The sequence below is a fragment of the Paraburkholderia silviterrae genome (genome assembly GCF_004353915.1).
GTDB lineage: Bacteria > Pseudomonadota > Gammaproteobacteria > Burkholderiales > Burkholderiaceae > Paraburkholderia > Paraburkholderia silviterrae.
In genome coordinates, this window is the sequence record NZ_SMRP01000026.1 from 78,572 (window position 1) to 98,924 (window position 20,353).

17 protein-coding genes are annotated in these 20,353 nt (G+C 68.1%); all 17 read left to right on the top strand.

The genetic code is table 11. The features are described 5' to 3' along the window. The first annotated feature begins 616 nt into the window (after positions 1-616). A complete protein-coding gene (locus EYW47_RS32810; RefSeq protein ID WP_133198975.1) occupies positions 617-1,510 on the top strand; it encodes a VOC family protein in 894 nt (297 codons plus the stop codon). A 9-nt stretch (positions 1,511-1,519) separates the two neighbouring features. Then, a complete protein-coding gene (locus tag EYW47_RS32815; protein ID WP_133198976.1) occupies positions 1,520-2,407 on the top strand; it encodes a CoA transferase subunit A in 888 nt (295 codons plus the stop codon). Positions 2,408-2,454: 47 nt separating this feature from the next. Beyond that, positions 2,455-3,216 carry a CoA-transferase subunit beta gene (locus tag EYW47_RS32820; RefSeq protein ID WP_377785371.1) on the top strand — a complete coding sequence of 254 codons (762 nt, stop codon included), beginning with the start codon at positions 2,455-2,457 and terminating at the stop codon, positions 3,214-3,216. Then, the gene (locus EYW47_RS32825; RefSeq protein WP_377785370.1) at positions 3,213-4,133 is read left to right on the top strand and encodes an enoyl-CoA hydratase; all 921 of its coding nucleotides are present in this window, start codon (positions 3,213-3,215) and stop codon (positions 4,131-4,133) included. Before EYW47_RS32820 ends, EYW47_RS32825 begins: the two co-directional genes overlap by 4 nt. After that, positions 4,130-5,266, top strand: a complete 1,137-nt coding sequence (locus EYW47_RS32830; RefSeq protein WP_133198978.1) for an NAD(P)H-dependent flavin oxidoreductase — start codon at positions 4,130-4,132, stop codon at positions 5,264-5,266. Before EYW47_RS32825 ends, EYW47_RS32830 begins: the two co-directional genes overlap by 4 nt. Before the next feature lie 108 nt (positions 5,267-5,374). Then, positions 5,375-6,232, top strand: coding sequence for an enoyl-CoA hydratase family protein (locus tag EYW47_RS32835; RefSeq protein ID WP_133198979.1), 858 nt, complete (start codon positions 5,375-5,377; stop codon positions 6,230-6,232). After that, a complete protein-coding gene (locus tag EYW47_RS32840) occupies positions 6,229-7,398 on the top strand; it encodes an acyl-CoA dehydrogenase family protein (protein WP_133198980.1) in 1,170 nt (389 codons plus the stop codon). The genes EYW47_RS32835 and EYW47_RS32840 overlap by 4 nt, the downstream gene beginning before the upstream one ends. A gap of 256 nt (positions 7,399-7,654) precedes the next feature. Further along, positions 7,655-8,713 carry an acyl-CoA dehydrogenase family protein gene (locus EYW47_RS32845; RefSeq protein ID WP_133198981.1) on the top strand — a complete coding sequence of 353 codons (1,059 nt, stop codon included), beginning with the start codon at positions 7,655-7,657 and terminating at the stop codon, positions 8,711-8,713. A gap of 2 nt (positions 8,714-8,715) precedes the next feature. After that, entirely contained in the window at positions 8,716-9,867 is a 1,152-nt protein-coding gene (locus EYW47_RS32850) for an acetyl-CoA C-acetyltransferase (RefSeq protein WP_133198982.1), read from the top strand. Between the two features lie 151 nt (positions 9,868-10,018). Further along, entirely contained in the window at positions 10,019-10,897 is an 879-nt protein-coding gene (locus EYW47_RS32855; RefSeq protein WP_133198983.1) for an SDR family oxidoreductase, read from the top strand. A 4-nt stretch (positions 10,898-10,901) separates the two neighbouring features. Continuing rightward, complete coding sequence (locus EYW47_RS32860) at positions 10,902-12,194, top strand: acyl-CoA dehydrogenase family protein (RefSeq protein ID WP_133198984.1); 1,293 nt, start codon at positions 10,902-10,904, stop codon at positions 12,192-12,194. Continuing rightward, a complete protein-coding gene (locus tag EYW47_RS32865) occupies positions 12,191-13,435 on the top strand; it encodes an acyl-CoA dehydrogenase family protein (RefSeq protein ID WP_133198985.1) in 1,245 nt (414 codons plus the stop codon). Before EYW47_RS32860 ends, EYW47_RS32865 begins: the two co-directional genes overlap by 4 nt. Next, a complete protein-coding gene (locus tag EYW47_RS32870; protein WP_133198986.1) occupies positions 13,432-14,235 on the top strand; it encodes an SDR family oxidoreductase in 804 nt (267 codons plus the stop codon). The genes EYW47_RS32865 and EYW47_RS32870 overlap by 4 nt, the downstream gene beginning before the upstream one ends. Next, complete coding sequence (locus EYW47_RS32875) at positions 14,232-14,723, top strand: MaoC family dehydratase (RefSeq protein ID WP_133198987.1); 492 nt, start codon at positions 14,232-14,234, stop codon at positions 14,721-14,723. The genes EYW47_RS32870 and EYW47_RS32875 overlap by 4 nt, the downstream gene beginning before the upstream one ends. 56 nt (positions 14,724-14,779) lie before the next feature. Further along, a complete protein-coding gene (locus EYW47_RS32880) occupies positions 14,780-15,985 on the top strand; it encodes an acetyl-CoA C-acyltransferase (RefSeq protein WP_133198988.1) in 1,206 nt (401 codons plus the stop codon). A 107-nt stretch (positions 15,986-16,092) separates the two neighbouring features. Then, complete coding sequence (locus tag EYW47_RS32885; RefSeq protein WP_133198989.1) at positions 16,093-17,175, top strand: WD40/YVTN/BNR-like repeat-containing protein; 1,083 nt, start codon at positions 16,093-16,095, stop codon at positions 17,173-17,175. A 113-nt stretch (positions 17,176-17,288) separates the two neighbouring features. Next, on the top strand, positions 17,289-19,733 hold the full coding sequence (locus tag EYW47_RS32890) for an efflux RND transporter permease subunit (RefSeq protein WP_133198990.1): 2,445 nt from the start codon (positions 17,289-17,291) through the stop codon (positions 19,731-19,733). The last annotated feature ends 620 nt before the right edge of the window (positions 19,734-20,353 follow it).

The window sequence follows — 20,353 nt, forward strand, 5'->3', positions numbered from 1 at the left end:
TCACCACTGCCCTATTGATCGGAGTGGCTCCGGGGCGTCTGTCACCACATGCCGTTCGCCGGAGTGACTAAGGGCTCATTCATCCGGCGGCGCTCCGCGCGCCGTGGGGCATAACTAAAACCAGTGGGATCTACGCGCATTTGTAGAACTCCAACTTATTCGTTTGGAAGCACGCCTGTGCATTCACCGGGTAGTCCCCCGCGCATTCGCCGGAAATCCCGCCCGGTTTTCCTTGCAGACCCTTCCGCCCGTGCGTAGCGCGTGACGGGAAGGATGAGCCCCTTGTCACTAGCGCGGAGTGTGCGAGGTGACGGATGCCCCGGAGCCGCTCCGATCAATAGGGCAGTGGGGGACGGCGTCACACTGGCGGTTTAAGCCGCTTTCTTTTGCCTACTTTTCTTTGCGGCTGCAAAGAAAAGTAGGTGCCGCCCCGCACAGGGGCAACGCCTGCGGCCCGCCGCGAAAACAAGTTAAGGCCCACGCGCCATAACAACCGCCCAAACCAAACCAGCCCGCCCCGCGCGGGCCCCCACCCCATAGTCTCAACAGACGATGTTGCACTTGCCCGGCGCGGCCAGAATAGACCTCACTACAACGGGTTTTCTGGAGGGGCAACATGAGCGATGTGCGGGCGCTGGGCTATGTCGTCGTGCAGTCGGCGGACATGAGCAACTGGCGCGATTATGCGCAGAACGTGCTGGGCATGCAAGCCGTCGACGCGGCGAGCGGCGCGCTGTACCTCAAGATGGACGAGCGCGATTACCGCTACCTGATCGTGCCCGGCGGCGAGGAGCGCTACTTCGCCTCTGGCTGGGAGCTCGCCGACGAAGCGGCGCTCGCCTCGCTCGTTTCGCGGCTCGAACAAGCGGGCATCGAGCCGCGCCGCGCAAGCGCTGAAGAAACGGCGCTGCGCCGCGTCCAGTCGATGGTCTGGTGCCTCGATCCTTCCGGCAACCGTCACGAGTTCTTCTGGGGCGTGCGCTCGGACTTCCGCCGCTTCGTCTCGCCCGTGGGCGTGCCCGGCTTCATAACCGGTGCCATGGGCCTGGGCCACGCGGTGCTGCCCGCCCCGGCATTCGACGCCACCGACGCCTTCCTGCGCGACGTGCTGGGCTTCGCGCTCTCCGATATCTTCCGCGTGCGCTTCTCCGCCGACCCGGCGGAACCCGAAAAGCGCATCCACTTCCTGCACTGCGGCAATGCCCGGCACCACAGCCTCGCGATCATGGATCTCGCCGTCCCCTCGGGCTGCATCCACGTGATGGCCGAAGTCCCCTCGATGGACGACGTGGGCCGCGGGCTCGACCGCATGAATGCGCACGGCGTGAAGCTCTCGGCCACGCTCGGCCGCCATTGCAACGACCAGATGACTTCGTTCTACATGAAGACGCCGGGCGGCTTCGATCTCGAATACGGCTATGGCGGCCTGCAGGTCGACTGGCGCGAGCACAGCGTCTACGAAGCCACGCGCGTGAGCCTCTGGGGCCACGACTTCAGCATCGGATTTTGAGGAACCCTGATGAAAACGCTCGATAAACGCCTGAGCGCGCGCGATGTCGTCGCGCAGCTCGAAGACGGCATGACCATCGGCATCGGCGGCTGGGGTCCGCGCCGCAAGCCCATGGCGCTCGTGCGCGAGATTGCGCGCTCCTCGCTACGCGATCTCACCGTGGTCGCCTACGGCGGCCCCGACGTGGGCCTGTTGTGCGCCGCAGGCAAGGTGAAGAAGGTGGTGTTCGGATTCGTCTCGCTCGACGTGATCCCGCTGGAGGCGCATTTCCGCCGCGCACGCGAGACCGGCGCGATCGATGTCTGGGAACTGGACGAGGGCCTGCTGCAACTGGGCCTGCGCGCCGCTGCCGCGCGCCTGCCGTTCCTCCCCACTCGCGTGGGCCTCGGCACCGATTTGCTGCGCCACGCGCCGCACCTGCGCACGGTTCGCTCGCCTTATGAGGATGACGAAACGTTGCTCGCGATGCAGGCCATCGAGCTCGATGCCGCGCTGCTGCACGTGAACGCCGCCGACGCGATGGGCAACACGCGCATCGACGGTCCCGATCCGTTCTTCGACGCCTGGTTCGCGCGCGCCGCGAAGCGCACCTTCGTGAGCTGCGAGACGCTGGCCGATTCGCTCGCGAGCCCCGATCTCGAAGCGGCACGCCGCAATCCGTTCGAGCGCTCGCTCGTGACGGGCGTGGTGCACGCGCCGTGCGGCGCACACCCGACCTCGTGCGCGCCGGCCTACGGCTGGGATCTGCCGCATCTGAAGGCGTATAGCGCCGCCGCGGCGAGCCCGGAACAAACCGCCGCGTATCTGCGCGACGTGGTCGGCCCGAACGAGCACGCGTATCTGCAAGGCGCGGGTGGTCCCTCCCATGTGGCGGCGCTGCCGCTGCCGATTCTGTGAAAGGAACGAGCGTGAACGACGCATTCGACTATTCCCTCGCCGAGCTGATGATCGTCGCCTCGGCCAGACTCTGGCGCGACGACGGCGAAGTGCTCGCCACCGGCATCGGCACGGGCCCGCGCCTCGCGGCCGGCCTCGCGCGGCTTGCGTACAACGCCGGCCTCATGCTCACCGACGGCGAGGCGTACCTCGTCGAGACTCCCGTGCCGCTGGGTCCGCGCGACGCTTCGTACCGCGTGGCGGCGAGCGGCTGGATGACCTACGAGCGCGTGTTCGACTGCGTGTGGCACGGACGCCGCCACGCACTCGTCATGCCCACGCAGATCGACCGCTTCGGGCAAGCCAACATCTCGTGGCTCGGCAGCGACTACGCGAAGCCGAAGACGCAACTGCTGGGCGCGCGCGGCTTTCCCGGCAACAGCATCAACCACGCGAACTCGTTCTTCGTGACGGGCCACAGCACGCGCACCTTCGTGTCCGGCGAAGTCGACATGGTCTGCAGCGTGGGCTACAACCCGGCGCGCGAGATCGAAGGCATGCGCGCGTTCACGGATCTGCGCGCGATCGTCACCGACCTCTGCGTGATGGACTTCGGCGGCCCGGACCGCGCCGTGCGCGTGCGCTCGCTGCACCCCGGCGTGAGCTTCGACGAAGTGCAGGCGGCCACCGGCTTCCCGCTCGCGGCCGCCGACGATATCGGCACGACCGCGCCGCCCAGCGCCGAGGATCTGCGCATCGTGCGTGCGCTCGATCCGCATAACCTGCGCGCAGCGATTCTGCGCGACAATCCCGCGCCGCGGCGCGCATGAAGCGAAGCGAGGCCATCATGCAGGAGAATCTTTCGCACAGCCAGGAAGTCGTGCTCTACGAGGTGGCGGACGGTATCGCCACCATCACGATGAACCGCCCCGAGTATCACAACGCGCAGAACTCGAAGATGACTTATGCGCTCGACGCCGCGTTCCAGCGCGCGGCGCACGACGACGCCGTGAAGGTCATCGTGCTCGCGGGCGCGGGCAAGCACTTTTCGGCGGGGCACGACATCGGCACGCCGGGGCGCGACATCGACACGTCGTTCGAGCGCCAGTCGCTCTGGTACGACCACGTGAACAAGGAGGGCGGCGAGTTCCTCTATGCGCGCGAGCAGGAGGTCTATCTGGGCATGTGCCGCCGCTGGCGCGATCTGCCCAAGCCGACCATCGCGATGGTGCAGGGCGCCTGCGTGGCGGGCGGCCTGATGCTCGCATGGGTGTGCGACCTGATCGTCGCTTCCGAGGATGCCTTCTTCGCCGACCCCGTCGTGCGCATGGGCATTCCCGGCGTGGAGTATTTCGCGCACGCCTATGAGTTGAACCCGCGCATCGCCAAGGAATTTCTGTTCCTCGGCGAGCGCATGAACGCGCAGCGCGCCCAGCAGATGGGCATGGTCAACCGCCTCGTGCCGCGCGAGGCGCTGCGCGAGAGCGTCTACGAGATGGCCACGAAGATTGCGGCGATGCCGCGCCTCGGCCTCGCGCTCACCAAGCAGGCGCTCAATCACGTCGAGGAGTTGCAGGGCAAGCGCGCGGCGATGGACGCCGCGTTCGCCTGGCATCACTTTGCGCACGCGCACAACGAGCTCGTGAGCGGCGACCGCCTGGGCGGCTACGACGCGCGCAAGATGGCGCAGTCGCAACGCGCGCCGGGCACGCAAGCGAAGGAAGCCGCGCCGGAGGGCACGTCATGAACGCGCTGGGCGCCGGACCTTCCGCCGAAACACCGCGCGAACTGCGCACGCCGCTCACGGACCTGCTCGGCTGCCGCTATCCGGTCGTGCAGACGGCCATGGGCTGGGTGGCCGACGCGCGCCTCGTGGCGGCCACTTGCAACGCGGGCGGCTTCGGCTTTCTCGCGGGCGCGACGCTCGAAGCGGATCGCGTGGAAGCCGAGATCCTGCGCGTGAAATCGCTCACCGACCGGCCCTTCGGCATCAACTTCCATATGTTCCAGCCCAACGCGGCGCAGGTGGTCGATCTCGCGATCCGCCACCGGCTGCGCGCGGTGAGCTACGGACGCGGGCCCGATGCGAAGACGATCCGCCGCTTCAAGGACGCGGGCGTGCTGTGCATCCCGACGGTCGGCGCTCCTAAACATGCGGCGAAAGCCGTGGAACTGGGCGCCGATGCGGTGACCGTGCAGGGCGCCGAAGGCGGCGGCCACACGGGCTCGGTGCCCACCACGCTGCTGTTGCCGCGCGTGCTCGACGCCGTGCAGGTGCCGGTGATCGCGGCGGGCGGCTTTTTCGACGGACGTGGACTTGCCGCCGCGCTCGGCTATGGCGCCGCCGGCATCGCCATGGGCACGCGCTTTCTCATGACCGAGGAGTCGCCCGTGCCGCGCGAGACGCTCTCGCGCTACGTGGCCGTGAAGGACCCGGCGCAGATCCGCGTTTCGGCGGCGCTCGACGGTCTGCCGCAACGCATGATCGACAACCCGTATCTGCTGCATCTGGAGTCGCTCGGGCCGTTGCGCCGCACGCTCTTCGCGCTGCGCACAGCTCAGGCGTGGCGCCGCCAGAACGGCCTCTCGCTCGCGCAGATGGCGACGCTTGGCATCAAGGCGCTGCGCGAGCACGGCTATACCGCGAGCCAGACGCTGATGGCCGCGAACGCGCCGTACCTGATCCAGCGCGCGATCGTCGAGGGGCAGCCCGACGAAGGCGTGCTGCCGGGCGGGCAGGCGGCGGCGATGATCGGCGCGATCGAGCCGTGCGAGGCGGTGATCCTGCGCATCGTGCGCGAGGCGTGCGAGCGGCTCGATGCGCTTGCCGCGATGCGCGGCAACGCTGCACATGCCGAAGCCGCCGCGGTGCGCGCGTGACCCAGGCGATAAGCGGACTGTAGTGGACATATCGCGCGCTGACGAGATGAGCGCCAGCGCACGAAGCATTCAAGCATTGACCCATTCACGAGACGAGGGACGGGGGACATGACACAAGCAAGCCATAACGGAACAACAAACGGGGCGACCGTGGCCACCACCGCCCAGGGCGGACGGCAGCCCGCGTTCTCGATCGCCCGTGTGGGCAATCAGGGCGCGGTGGCCGAGCTCACGCTCGATCGCCCGCCCGTGAACGCGCTCGACAGCGAGGACTGGTACGCGCTCGCCGCCGCCATTGACGCGCTCGGCCGCGACGAGAGCGTGCGCGTGATCGTGCTGCGCGGGGAAGGGCGCGGCTTTTGCGCGGGCGTCGACATCAAGGAGCTTTCGGCGCATCCCGAGCGCATCGTGGCGGTGAACGCGGGCAATTACGCCACGTTTCGCGCCGTGCACCGCAGCCCGAAGCCCGTGATCGCGGCCGTGCACGGCTTCGTGCTCGGTGGCGGCATCGGCATCTGCGGCGCGGCCGATATCGTGGTCGCCTCGCAGTGCGCGCGCTTCGGTGTGCCCGAGATCGACCGCGGCGCGATGGGTGGTGGCGCGCATCTGCAGAGAATGTTCGGTGTGCAGAAGGTTCGCGCGATGTACTTCACCGGTGACATGGTGGGCGCCGACGAGGCATGGCGCCTCGGTGCCGTCGAGCGCGTCGTGCCGCGCGAGCAGTTGCGCGACGCGGCGCTCGAACTCGCGCAGCGCATAGCCGAGAAGAGCGGCACGATGCTCGCGCTCGCGAAGGAGGCGCTCAACGGCGTGGAAGACGGCGACCTCGAAGACAAATACCGCTGGGAGCAAGGCTTCACGCTGCAGGCCTACATGTCGAACGATTCGACCGAAGCGCGCAGCGCCTTCGTCGAAAAGCGCGAGGCGCGCTTTGATACTGCACAACCGGGCGAGGGTCGCGCATGAAGCTGGACTACACACCGCAACAACGCGCGTTTCGCGAGGAAATTCGCGCGTGGCTCGCCGAGCACGTGCCGAGCAAGCCGCTGCCGAGCTTCGACACCGAAGCGGGCTTCGCCGCGCATCGCGAGTGGGAGCGCACGCTGCACTCGGGCCGCTGGAGCATGGTCACCTGGCCGCGCGAGCTGGGCGGTCGCGGCTGCGACCTGATCGAGTGGCTGATCTTCGAGGAGGAGTACTGGCGCGCCGACGCACCCATGCGCGTGAACCAGAACGGCATCTTCCTGCTCGGCCCCACGCTCATGGACTTCGGCACCGACGAGCAGAAGGCGCGCTTCCTGCCCGCGATGGCCTCGGGCGAGCACGTCTGGGCGCAGGGCTGGTCCGAGCCGAATGCGGGCTCGGACATGGCGGCTATCCGCTCGAGCGCGTTTCGCGACGGCGAGGAGTACGTGATCAACGGGCAGAAGATCTGGTCGACGCGCGCGGTCTGGGCGGACTGGCTGTTTGGCCTGTTTCGCAGCGACTCGCAGTCCACGCGCCACCACGGCCTCACCTTCCTGATGGTGCCGCTGAACGCGCCGGGCGTGACGGTGCGGCCCATCCGCCAGTTGAACGGGCAGACCGGCTTTGCCGAGATCTTCTTCGACGACGTGCGCGTGCCGGTGGCCAACCGCATCGCGGGCGAAGGCATGGGCTGGCACGTGGCGATGGCCACGGCGGGCTTCGAGCGCGGCCTGATGCTGCGTTCGCCGGCGCGCTTCCAGCGCACGGCCGAGGCGCTGCGCGAGCTGCTGCTCGCAAATCCCGAGGCGGCACGGCGCGACCCGTCGCTGCGCGAGCGCGTGGCCGCTGCGTGGATGGATGCGCAGGCCTATGCGCTCTCCACCTACATGACGGCGAGCCGCTTGCAGAAGGGCGGGCACATTGGCGCCGAATCGAGCACCAACAAGGTGTTCTGGTCGGAGCTCGATTTGCACATGCACCAGACGGCGCTCGACATCCTGGGCGCGCAGGCGGAAGTGGTGCCGCACGGCGATGAGGCGCACGCGCGCCTTGGCAACTGGCTCGACGGCTTCCTGTTCGCCCAGGCCGGGCCGATCTACGCGGGCACCAACGAGATCCAGCGCAACATTGTCGCCGAACGCATGCTGGGCATGCCGCGCGGCTAGCGAACAACATCGACGAAGCGGTTGGTTGCCGCCAGAGATTCGATTCGGAATGCTGATGATAAGGCGGGTTGAGGTTTGAGGCCGCTAACTCTGGTCGACCGCGAAGCATGGGACCGGAGTAAGGAGCTTTGCTCTAACTCCGATCGACCGCGAAGCATGGGACCGGAGTAAGTGCTGAAGCACTAACTCCGGTCGACCGCGAAGCATGGGACCGGAGTAAGTGCTAAAGCACCAACTCCGGTCGACAGGGAGACATATGGACTTTTCATTCAACGAAGACCAGGAAGCGCTGGCCGATACCGCGCGCCGCTTTCTGATGACCGAGCTCACGCCGGAACTGCTCCGCGAGCTGTGGGAGACCGAAACCGGGCGCTCGGAGCGGCTCTGGGCGCAACTGGCGGCACAGGGCATGACGGCCGTCTCGGTGCCGGAAGAACAGGGCGGCCTTGGCATGTCGGCTGCCGAATGGGCCCTGCTCGCGCAGACCTGGGGCTATTTCGGCGGGACCGATACGCTGATGGACACCTCGTTCGTGACGGTGGCGCTGCTCGCAAGGCTGCCCGCGAGCGACTGGCGCGACACGCTGCTCGCGCAGATCGCGGCGGGCAACGCGCGCGTGGCGCTCGGGCATCCGGTGAATCCGTATGTCGCCGACGCGCACGTCGCCCACGTGCTGCTGTGCGAGCGCGACGGCGAGCTGCATCGCGTGGCGCCTGCCGCGTGCACGCGCAAGGCGGTGCAAAGCGTGGATCCGTCGCGGCGCATCTTCGAGCTGGAATGGACGCCGAGCGAGTCCACGCGCATCGCCGACGCCGCAAGCGCCGCGCCGCTGCTCGACGCCGCGCTCGATCACGGCGTCTTCGCGGTGGCCGCGCAATTGCTCGGCCTCACGCAGCGCGTGCTCGACGCCGCCATCGACTACACCTCGCAGCGCAAGCAGTTCGGCAAGCCTATCGGCGCGTATCAGGCCGTGAAGCACCTGCTCGCCGACGTCGCGATCCGCTATGAATTCGCGCGTCCGGTGGTCTATCGCGCGGCCTGCGCGCTGGCCACCGACGACCCGCAGCGCGCGCTCTACGTCTCGCACGCGAAGCTCGCCGCGCTCGGCGCCGCGCAACTGGCCGCGCGCCACGCCATCCAGGTGCACGGCGCGATGGGCTACACGTGGGAGCTGGACCTGCAGATCTTCGTCAAGCGCATCTGGGCACTCGCGGGCAGCTGGGGCGACGCCACCTTCCATCGCGAGCGCGTGGCCAGCACGCTCATCGACGCGGGGACGGCCATCGGTCCCGCGCGCACATTCGAACTGGAGTGACCATGAAAGAAGCCTATATCGTCGATGCGCTGCGCACGCCCACGGGCCGCCGCAAGGGCACGCTCGCGCCGGTGCATGCCGCCGACCTCGGCGGCTTCGTGCTGCAGGAAATCGTCAAGCGCAACGCCATTCCCGCCGCGGACTACGACGACGTCGTGTTCGGCTGCGTGGACACCATCGGCCCGCTCGCGGGCAATATCGCGCGCACCTGCTGGCTCGCCGGCGGCCTGCCGCTCACGGTGCCCGGCGTGACCGTGGACCGCCAGTGCGGCTCCTCGCAGCAAGCTGTGCATTTCGCGGCTCAGGCCGTGATGAGCGGCACGCAGGACGTGGTGATCGCGGGCGGCGTGCAGACGATGACGCAAATCCCCATCTCGTCGGCGATGACGGCGGCCGTGCCGCTCGGCTTCAGCGACCCGTTCTCGGGCAGCGCGGGCTGGCGCGCGCGCTTTGGCGACGCGCCGGTTTCGCAGTTCGACGCGGCCCAGCGCATCGCCGATCACTGGGGGCTCTCGCGCGAGGCGATGGAGCGCTACGCGCTGGAGAGCCACCGGCGTGCGGTGGCCGCCATCGAGGAAAAGCGCTTCGAGCGCGAGGTCGTGCCGTGTTTCGGCCTCTCGCGCGACGAGACTCCGCGCCCCGACACCTCGCTCGAAAAGATGGCCTCGCTCGAGCCGCTGATGCCGGGCGGCTCGCTCACGGCGGCCGTGTCGAGCCAGACCTGCGACGCGGCGGCGGCGCTGCTGATCGTCTCGGAAGAGGCGCTGCAACGCTACGGCCTCAAGCCGCGTGCGCGCATCCATCACCTGAGCGTGCTGGGCGACGATCCGCTCTGGATGCTGACCGCGCCGATTCCCGCCACGCGCCACGCGCTGAAGAAGGCGGGCCTCTCGATGAACGACATCGACGTGGTGGAAATCAACGAGGCGTTCGCCTCGGTCGCGCTCGCGTGGCTGGCGGAACTGGGCTACGACGCGGCGCGCACCAATCCGAACGGCGGCGCGATCGCGCTGGGCCATCCGCTCGGCGCAACCGGCGCGCGTCTCATGACGACGCTGCTGCACGAGCTGGAACGCACCGGCGGTCGCTACGGACTCCAGACGATGTGCGAAGGCGGCGGCCTGGCGAACGTGACGATCATTGAGCGGCTTTGAGCGCGGCGTCGAGAACAGCGTCGAGAACAGCGCCGAGAACAGCGCCGGGGACGGCACGCACATAACGCGGGCGACTTGGAGCCTGTTATTAGCGGGAACAGGCCCTAAGCCGCGCAAGCCGCGGCAAGAGCAACACAACGAGAGGTCAGGCATGGGAATCTGCAAGGAACGGACCGTGATTGTCACGGGCGCGGGCGGCGGGCTGGGGCGCGCATATGCGCTCGCGCTGGCGGAGCAGGGCGCGGCGGTCGTGGTCAACGACGTGCGCGAAGACGCGGCGCGGGCCGTGAGCGAGGAGATCGCGCTGACGGGCGGCCGCGCGATCGCGAACGCCGACGACATTACGCGCATGGACACGGCACAGCGCATCGTGGATGCCGCGCAGAACGCCTTCGGCACGGTGCATGCGCTCGTGAACAACGCCGGCATCTGCCGCGACCGCATGTTCACGAGCATGACCGAGGACGACTGGGACGCGGTGATGAACGTGCATCTGCGCGGCCACTTCTGCCTCGCGCACATTCTCGCGCGCGGCTGGCGCGACGCCGCGAAGGCGGGCACGCCGGTGGCGGCGCGCATCATCAACACGAGCTCGGGCGCGGGGCTGCAAGGCTCGATCGGGCAATCCAATTACGGCGCGGCCAAGGCCGGCATCGCGGCGCTCACGCTGATGCAGGCCGCCGAGCTGCAGCGTTACGGCGTGAGCGTGAACGCGCTCGCCCCCGCGGCGCGCACGGCGATGACCGAGACCGTATTCGCCGAGGTGATGAAGAAGCCCGAGGGCGGCGGTTTCGACGCCTTCGACCCGGCCAACGTCGCGCCGCTGGTCGTGTGGCTCGCGAGCGAGGCGTCGGGCGAGGTGACGGGGCAGGTGTTCGAGGTCTCGGGCGGCATGATCGCGGTGGCCGAAGGCTGGCGCACGGGGCCGAGCGTGGACCGTGGCGCGCGCTGGCCCGCAGGCGAAGTGGGCGCGGCGGTGACGGCGCTGCTCGCACAGGCGCGGCCGGCCCAGCGCGTTTATGGAAGCTGACGCCATGGACCTCGTACTGACCGAAGAGCAGGTCATGATCCGCGAGAGCGCGGCCGAAGTGCTCTCGCAGCAGAGCGCATCGGCGGATGTGCGCCGCGTGATCGAGCGTCATGCGGCCTACGACGCCGCGCTCTGGCAGACCGTGGCGGCGGAGCTGGGCTGGTGCGGCTTGAGCGTGCCGGAGCGCGCGGGCGGCGCGGGTCTGGGCGCCACCGAGCTCGTGCTCCTGATGGAGCAGCTCGGGCAGCGGCTCGCCTGCGTGCCGTACTTCGGCACTGCCGTGCTGGCCGCGCAGGCGCTGGCCCGTTGCACGGGGGACGAAATCGGTGCTAGCGGCGCACAAGCGGATGCAGGCAGCGAGGAGGCCGTGCGCTGGCTCGCGCGCATCGCGTCGGGCGAGACGCGCGCGGCGCTGGCGATCGAGCATGCGTTGCTCTTTGAAGCGGACGAAAGTGCGAGCCTGCCCGCGCAGGCATCGACCGTGGAAGCACACGCGACGCCGGACGGGTTCCGCCTGAGCGGCACGTTCAGCGCCGTGCTGGACGGCGTGATGGCCGACCTGCTGCTCGTGCCCGCACGCCTGGCCGATGGCGGCAGTGATGACATCGCACTCTTCGCGGTGGAAACGGCACACGCGGGCGTGACACGCACGCCACTCGCGACGCTCGATGCCACGCGCGCATTCGCCGGCATCGCGCTCGACAATGTGCGCGTGGCACCCGCTGCGTGCCTCGCGCGCGGCGAGGTGGTGCGCAACGCGCTCGCACAAACCGCTTGGCTCGCGGCGCTCGCGCTGGCTGCCGAGCAGTTGGGCGGCGCGCAGCAATGCCTAGATCTCACGCTCGCCTACACGGCGGAGCGCGTGCAGTTCGGGCGCGCCATCGCCTCGTTCCAGGCCGTCAAGCACCGTTGCGCGGAAATGCTCGTGGCGGTGGAGGCGGCGCGCTCGGCGGTGCTCGGCGCGGCGGCGGCGTGGGACGCGGCGCAGGGCGCGCTTGCGGCCGGGCCGGGCGTGGCCAATTACGCCGATATCGCGGTCGCCAAGGCTAGCGCGAACGACGCGTTCCGCTTCTGCGCCCAGGAAGCCATTCAGCTGCACGGCGGAGTGGGGTTTACCTGGGAGTACGATCCACAGCTTTATTTCAAGCGTGCGCAGGCGTCCGGGGCGCTGTTCGGCTCTACGCCCTGGCTCTATGGCTGGCTCGCGCGTCACGTGATCGACAGTGCGCGCCACGATGGCGGCAATGCCTCGGCCGATGGCGTGGCAGCACCGGTTCTTGCAGGAGCGAGCGCATGAACGCACGCATCGATTCGAATTTCAACGAGCAGGGCGGCAGCCGCGAAGCGCGTCTGCGCGCCGAGATCGCCGCGTGGATGGCGGCGCACCTAAGCGGCGAATTCGCGTGCCTGCGCTACCGTGGCGGCCCCGGCGACGAAGACGCCTTCCCCGAACTGCGCAAGGCGTGGGAGCGCGAGCTGGCGCTGGGCGGCTGGACGGGGCTCGGCTGGCCCGTGGAGGCGGGCGGGCGCGGCTGGAGCATTGCCGACCAGGTGATCTTTCACGAGGAATATGCGCGCGCGGGCGGCCCCGGCCGCATGGGGCACATCGGCGAGGGCCTGCTCGGCCCCACGCTCGTCGCCTGCGGCAACGCCGAGCAGCGCGCGCGCTTTCTGCCCGGCATCCTCGCGGGCACGCAGTTCTGGTGCCAGGGCTATTCGGAGCCCGGCGCGGGATCGGACCTCGCGAACGTGCGCACGCGCGCCGAGCGCCAGCCCGATGGCGCCTGGCGCATCGACGGACAGAAGGTCTGGACCTCGCTCGCGCACGACTCCGAGTGGATCTTCGTGCTCGCGCGCAGCGACCCGCAATCGCGCGGCAACAAGGGCCTCTCGTTCCTGCTCGTACCGCTCGACCAGCCCGGCGTGGAGATCCGCCCGATCCGCCAGATGAATGGCGGCGTGGAATTCAACGAGGTCTTCTTCGATGGCGCGCGCGCCGAGGCCGCCGATCTCGTGGGCGAGCCCGGTGACGGCTGGCGCATCGCAATGACGCTGCTCGGCTTCGAGCGCGGCATCTCCACGCTCGGCCAGCAGATGCAATTCATCCGCGAGCTCGACTGGGTGATCGACGCGGCGCGCGAGGCGGGCGTGGCCGACGACCCCACCATCCGCGCGCGCATCGCCAAGGCGTGGGCCGGGCTGCGCACGATGCGCTACAACGCGCTGCGCATGCTCGCGGGCGCGGGCGATGGCACATCCGCTGCCGCCGCGCCCGCAGCCGGTATGCCAGACAAGTCGTCGCTCATTTATAAGTACTACTGGTCGAACTGGCACCGCGAACTGGGCCAGCTCGCGATGGACGTGCTCGGCGAGCGCGCCAATTTCGTCGATGCGAACGACGTGAAGTTGAGCCGCCTGCAGGGCGTGTTCCTGTTCTCGCGCGCCGACACCATCTACGCCGGCACCAACGAAATCCAGCTCAACATCATGGCCGAGCGCGGGCTCGGCATGCCTAAAGAACCCCGAGGTCAAGCATGAATGCTCCACAAGGTCTTGCTGTCGCGCCGCCCTATGTGGCGGGTCATCAACTGCTCGCGGGCAAGTCGGTGCTCATCACCGCCGCCGCGGGCGCGGGCATCGGCTTCGCGGCGGCGAAGCGCAGTGCGGAAGAGGGCTGCCGCGCGCTCTTCATCTCCGATATCCACGAGAAGCGCCTCGCCGAAGCCGTTGCGCGGCTGCGCGAGGAAACGGGTCTGGACGCCGTCTACGGGCGCCTCGCCGACGTTTCGAACGAGGAGCAGGTGCAGGCGCTGGTGGCCGACGCCGAGGCGCGCATGGGCGGCGTGGACGTCCTCATCAACAACGCGGGCCTCGGTGGCTCCTGCCGCCTAGTCGATATGGACGATGCGCAATGGTCGCGCGTGATCGACATTAGCCTTACCGGCACGTTCCGCATGATGCGCGCGATGCTGCCCCACATGCAGGCGCGTGGGCGCGGCACGATCGTCAACAACGCGTCGGTGCTGGGCTGGCGCGCGCAGGCGGAACAGGCGCATTACGCGGCCGCGAAGGCGGGCGTCATGGCGCTCACGCGCTGCACGGCACTGGAGGCGGCGCCGCATGGCGTGCGCATCAACGCGGTGGCGCCGAGCATTGCGCTACACGATTTTCTGAAGAAGTCGGCTCCGGCCGAACTGCTCGAACAACTGGCCGCGCGCGAAGCTTTTGGGCGCGCCGCCGAAGTCTGGGAGGTGGCAAACGTGATGGTGTTCCTCGCAAGCGACTACGCGTCGTATCTAACCGGCGAAGTGCTCTCCGTGAGCAGCCAGCACGCATGATGAGCACGCTCGACGTTACTGCTCCCGTCACGCCCGTGCGCGTGTTCGCGCAACCGGGCGAGCTGCTCGAAGCGGTGGGCGAGCGCCTTGGCGCGAGCCCGTGGTTCGAGATCGACCAGGCGCGCATCGACCGCTTCGCCGACGCCACGCTCGACCATCAATGGGTCCACGTGGACCCCGAGCGCGCGCGCAGCGGCCCGTTCGGCGGCTGTATCGCGCACGGCTATCTCACGCTCTCGCTCGTCAACTACTTCCTGCCGCAGATCGTGCGCATCGACGGCGCAAGCATGGGCGTGAACTACGGCTGCGAGCGCGTGCGCTTCCCGGCTCCCGTGCGCGTGGGGGCGCGTGTGCGCGGCGTGGGCGAGCTGTTGCGCGCCGAGGCGCTGGAAGGCGGCGTGCAGGCGTGGATTCGCGTGAGCGTGGAGATTGAAGGCGAGCCCAAGCCGGGCTGCGTGGCGGACACCATCAGCCGCTACTACTTCTGATTCTCGCTTTTCAGATTGATTTAGTCCCAGACACGGGAAAAACAGGAACGCATTCGATGAACGAAGCCGTGATTGTCTCGGTGGCGCGTACGCCCATCGGCAAAGCCTACCGGGGTGTTTTCAACGATACGGAGGCGCCCGCGCTTGGCGGCCACGTGGTGCGCGCGGCCGTAGAGCGCGCAGGCCTCGAAGGCCGCGAGGTCGACGACGTCATCATGGGTTGCGCCGCGCAGCAGGGCACCCAGGGCTACAACATCGGGCGTCTTTCGGCAATCGCCGCCGGGCTGCCCGCGAGCGTGCCGGGCATGGCGCTGGACCGCATGTGCTCGTCGGGGCTCATGTCGATCGCGGTGGCCTCGCGCAGCATCGCCTGCGGCGACGCGGACATCGTCGTGGCCGGCGGCGTGGAGTCGATCACGCTCACGCAGAACCGCCACAAGAACAGCTATCGCGCGCGGGCCGAAAGCGTGCTCGCCCAGCAGCCCGCCGCCTATATGGCGATGATCGAAACGGCCGAGGTGGTATCGCGCCGCTACGGCATCAGCCGCGCCGATCAGGACGCCTACGCACTCGTGAGCCAGCAGCGCACGGCGGCGGCGCAGGCGGCGGGGCGCTTCGACGCCGAGATCGTGCCGCTCGACGTGCGCCGCGCGCTCTTCGATAAAGAGGGCAACGTCACGGGCCACGAAAACGTGCGCGCCGAGCGCGACGAATGCAACCGCGCCGACACGAGCGCCGCGAGCCTCGCCGCGCTCAAGCCCGTGTGGAGCGGCGGCGAAGCCGTCGCACAGGGCGAATACATCACGGCGGGCAATGCCTCGCAGCTCTCGGACGGCGCCGCCGCCGTGGTGGTGATGAGCGCACAAAGCGCGCGTGCGCGCGGGCTCGCGCCGCTGGGCACGTTCCGCGGCCTCGCGGTGGCCGGTTGCGAAGCCGACGAGATGGGCATCGGCCCCGTCTTCGCCGTGCCGAAACTGCTCGAGCGCCACAAGCTCACGGTGAACGACATCGGCCTGTGGGAACTCAACGAGGCCTTCGCCTGCCAGGCGATCTACTGCCGCGACAAGCTTGGCATCCCGATGGAGCGCCTGAACGTGAACGGTGGCGCGGTTTCGCTCGGCCACCCGTTCGGCATGTCGGGCGCGCGCATGACGATGCACGCGCTCATTGAAGCGAAGCGGCGCGGCGCGCGGCTCGCGGTCGTGACGATGTGCATCGGCGGCGGCATGGGCGCAGCGGCGCTGTTCGAAATCGCGGCGTAGACCGCGAAGGACGCAGCGCAGGCAGTCCATGCAGCACGCGCAGTAGCAGCAGAAAGACGTTACAGAAAGAAGTCACAGAAAGCAGTCACACCAGGAGGAGACACTCCGTGAAAAATACGCTTCCGGGCCTGCTGATGTCGGCGGCGGTGCTGGGCGCGGCGCTCTTCGCGTTCTCGCCGCGCCCATTGCCCGCCTTCCCCGCCAGCACCATCGCGGCCAATCATCTGCAGATCAACGGCCTCGCCCAGGCCGGCTCGCGCACGGTCGCCGTGGGCGAGCGCGGCGTGATCCTGCTGAGCGACGACGCCGGCAAGAGCTGGCGTCGCGCCACGGTCACGCCCGATGAGGCGTCCACGCTCACCCAGGTGTTCTTCGTTTCGCCGCGCATAGGCGTTGCCGTGGGGCACGACGGCTGGATCCTGCGCACCGTGGACGGCGGCGAGCACTGGCAGGAAACCCACTTCGACCACCGCCATTCCGACCCGCTGCTCGCGATCTGGGGGCAGGCGAACGGGCCGATCTTCGTGATTGGCAGCTTCGGACAACTATTCGTCTCGCACGACGAAGGCGCGACGTGGACCGCAGGGAAGACCCCGACGGGCGACCGCCATCTCAACGCGATTGCGGGTGACGGCAAGGGGCGCATCGTGATCGCGGGCGAGACCGGCACGCTGCTCGTCTCCAACGACGACGGCGCGACCTGGGACAAGCGTCCCTCGCCCTATGCGGGCTCGCTCTTCGGCGTGCTGCCGCTCGCGGACGGCACGTGGCTCGCCTACGGCATGCGCGGCAACTTGGTGCGCTCGACCGACGGCGGGCAGACATGGGCCCACGTCGACAGCGGCGTGGGCGTCTCGTACTTCGGCGCGACGCAGTTGCCGGGCGGCCGCCTCGTGCTGGTCGGGCAGGGCGGCGCGATCGTCACTTCCGACGACGAAGGCGAGCACTATGCCGTGCGCAAGGCGGGCGGCGTGCAGAGCCTTGCCGCCGTGCTGGACGAAGGGCAGGGCCGCGTGCTGGTGGCCGGCGAGGCCGGCGTGACGCGCTGGACCGTGCCCGCGCAGACCGTGCCGGCGCCGCGCGACCTGGCGAATGCCGCGAAGCTTGCGGGTTCGAACGCACCCTCGCGCACAGCGCCTGACGCACCGCCCAGCGCGCCTTCGAATACGCCCCCGCACGCACCTTCCTGAGACCGCGGCGCGTTGAGTTCTTCCCGCCGCGTTAGCTCGCAGTGCGATTCAAAATTCGATTCGTAATGCGAACCGTTGTGCCATTCGTTGTGTCATTCGTTGTGAGACGCACCATGACTGCCTCTACCCGTTCCTCCGCGCTCGCGCGCTTCGTCGACCGCTGCGCCGGCGCTATCATGCGCCACCGCCTCGTGCTGCTCGCCGTGTGCGTGGCGCTGACCGCCGCGTTCGGCTTCTCGGCCGCGCGGCTGCGGCTCGACCCGGGCTTCAACAAGATGATCCCGATGGAACACCCGTATATGCAGGTGTTCAACCGCTACGCCAGCGCGTTCCCGGGGGCCAACACGGTGCTCGTGAGCCTGCGCTGGAAAGGCCAGGGCGACATCTACAACGAGCAGTTCATGGACGAACTGCGCCGCGCGACCGACGACGTCTTCTTCATCCCCGGCGTCAACCGCTCGCGCGTGTTCTCGCTGTTCACGCCGAACGTGCGCTACACGGAAGTGACCGAAGCGGGCTTTCGCGGCGACGTGGTCGTGCCGGGCCAGTTCAGCAGCGCCAATCCCAACGACCTCGCGAAGGTGCGCCGCAACGTGGCGCGCTCGGGCCAGATTGGCCGGCTCGTGAGCAACGACCTCAAGGCCGGGCTGATCCGCGCGGAACTGCGCGAGACCGATCCCACCACGGGCAAGCGGCTCGACTATGGCGCGGTGGCCAAGCAACTCGAACAGATCCGCGCGCGCTACGCCAATCAAAACGTGGAAGTGGACATCATCGGCTTCGCGAAGCTGGTGGGCGACGTGGAGTCGGGCATCGCGGGCGTGATGGTGTTTTTCGGCATCGCGTTTGCCGTGACGGCCGCGCTGCTGCTCGCCTACACACGCTCGCTCAAGACTACGGCGCTCGCGCTGTGCGTCGCGCTGCTGCCCGTGGTGTGGCTGCTGGGCGCGCTGCCGATCCTCGGCCTCGGCATCGACCCGATGTCGATCCTCGTGCCGTTCCTGATCTTCTCGATTGGCGTCTCGCACGCGGTGCAGATGACCAACGCGTGGAAGCAGGCGCTGGCCACCGGACTTTCCTCGGTCGACGCCGCGCGCGACGCGTTCCGCAAGCTGTTCGTGCCGGGCACCGTGGCATTGCTCACGAACGCGCTGGGCTTCATGGTGATCATGCGCATCCGCATCGACATCGTGCGGGAGCTTGGCGTGACCGCGTGCCTGGGCGTGATGCTGATGATCATCACGAACAAGGTGTTCCTGCCGATTCTTCTCTCGTACACGAAGCTGGAGCGCGGCGCGCTTGCGCGTGCGCAGCGCAGCGCGGTGCGCAGCAAAGACGGTGGCTGGGCGCGCTTCGGGGTGTTTGCGCGGCCGCTGCCCGCGCTTGGCGTATTCGCGGTGGCGCTCGCGCTGCTCGCATACGGCGCCGAGGCCTCGCGTGGCCTGCAGATTGGCGACATCGGCTCGGGTGCGCCGGAGCTGCGCGCGAACTCGCGCTACAACGTGGATAACGCGCGCATCACGAGCCAGTACAACATTGGCGTGGACGCGCTTGCCGTGATCGTGGAGACGCAAGGCTACGACGATGCCTGTCTTCACTACCCGGTCATGAGCGCCATCGAGCGCTTCGAGATGCAGATGCGCGGTGTGTCCGGCGTGCAGTCGGTGGTGAGCGTGCCATCGCTCGCGAAGGTTTCGATTGCCGCGTTTAACGAGGGCAATCCGCGGTGGGCCGCGCTGCCGCGTTCGACCGATGGCCTTACGCAGGGGGCGAGCGCGTTCGATCCTGACAACGGTATGAATACCGAGAACTGCCAGGCGATCCAGGTGTTGATCTACACGGATAACCATGAAGGCCGCACGATCGCGCATATCGTTGACGAGATCAAGCGCTTCGCGGCGGAAGATGAGACCAAGGGCGTGGCGTTCCGGCTCGCGGGCGGCAATGTGGGGGTGATGGCGGCCACCAACGAGGCCGTGGCGGATGCCGAGATCGCCATGCTGCTGTCTATCTTCGGGGCTATCGCTCTGCTGTGTCTCGTGACGTTCCGGTCGTGGCGCGCGGTGCTGTGTGTGATTGTGCCGCTTACGATTGTCTCGATTCTTTGTAATGCGGTGATGGCGAAGCTCGGTATCGGGTTGAAGGTGGCGACGCTGCCAGTTATCACGCTTGGCGTGGGCGTGGGGGTCGATTACGGTATCTATCTTTACGAGCGCTTGCAGCATGAGGTGCGTGCGGGGGCGAGCTTGCCCGAGGCGTTCGGGGAAGCGATGCGCCAGCGTGGCACGGCGGCGCTCTTTACGGCGGCTACGATGTTTATTGGCGTGGGCACGTGGGCGGGTTCCGCGCTCAAGTTTCAGGTGGATATGGGTGTGTTGTTGGCGTTCATGTTCCTTGTGAACCTGTTTGGTGCGGTGTTTTTGTTGCCTGCGCTGGCCGCCTGGCTGGGGGTGGAGCGTGCGGAGCGCCGCGTGGGTGAGCGCGCTGGTAGTGTGCAGAGCGCTGAGAGCGCCGCGCGCCACGCGAGTGTGGAAGAGCCCGCTCATGCGCGGCCCTGAGAGCGCGTTTCAGATTTAATTGGGTTATTGGTGGGTTTTGGTGCGGGTGATGGCGGTGTTGGCCTTTCCTTGTTTTCGCGGCGGGCCGCAAGCGTTGCCCCTGTGCGGGGCGGCACCTACTTTTCTTTGCCGCGGCAAAGAAAAGTAGGCAAAAGACAGCCGCTCACACCGCCAGTGTGACGCAGTGGACCACTCGCCTTTTATCGGAGTGGCTCCGGGGCATCTGTCACCCCGCACACTCCGCCTCAGTGACAAAGGACTCATTCATCCCGCTGCGCGCTACGCGCGTGCGGAAGGGTCTGCAAGGCAAACCAGACGTGGTGCAGGCACATATGCAGGAGTTCTACGAATACACGCTCATCCCACTGTTTTGGGTTATGCCCCACGGCGCGCGGAGCGCCGCCGGAAGGATGAGCCCTTTGTCACTCCGGGTGACGACGCGTGATGACGGATGCCCCGGAGCCGCTCCGATTGGAGGGCAGTGGGGGACGGCGTCACACTGGCGGTTTGAGCCGCTTTCTTTTGCCTACTTTTCTTTGCGGCTGCAAAGAAAAGTAGGTTGTAGTGGTCCAATGTTCCTGGACACCTCTAAAGGGGATAATTGCTCCAACTGAGGTGAG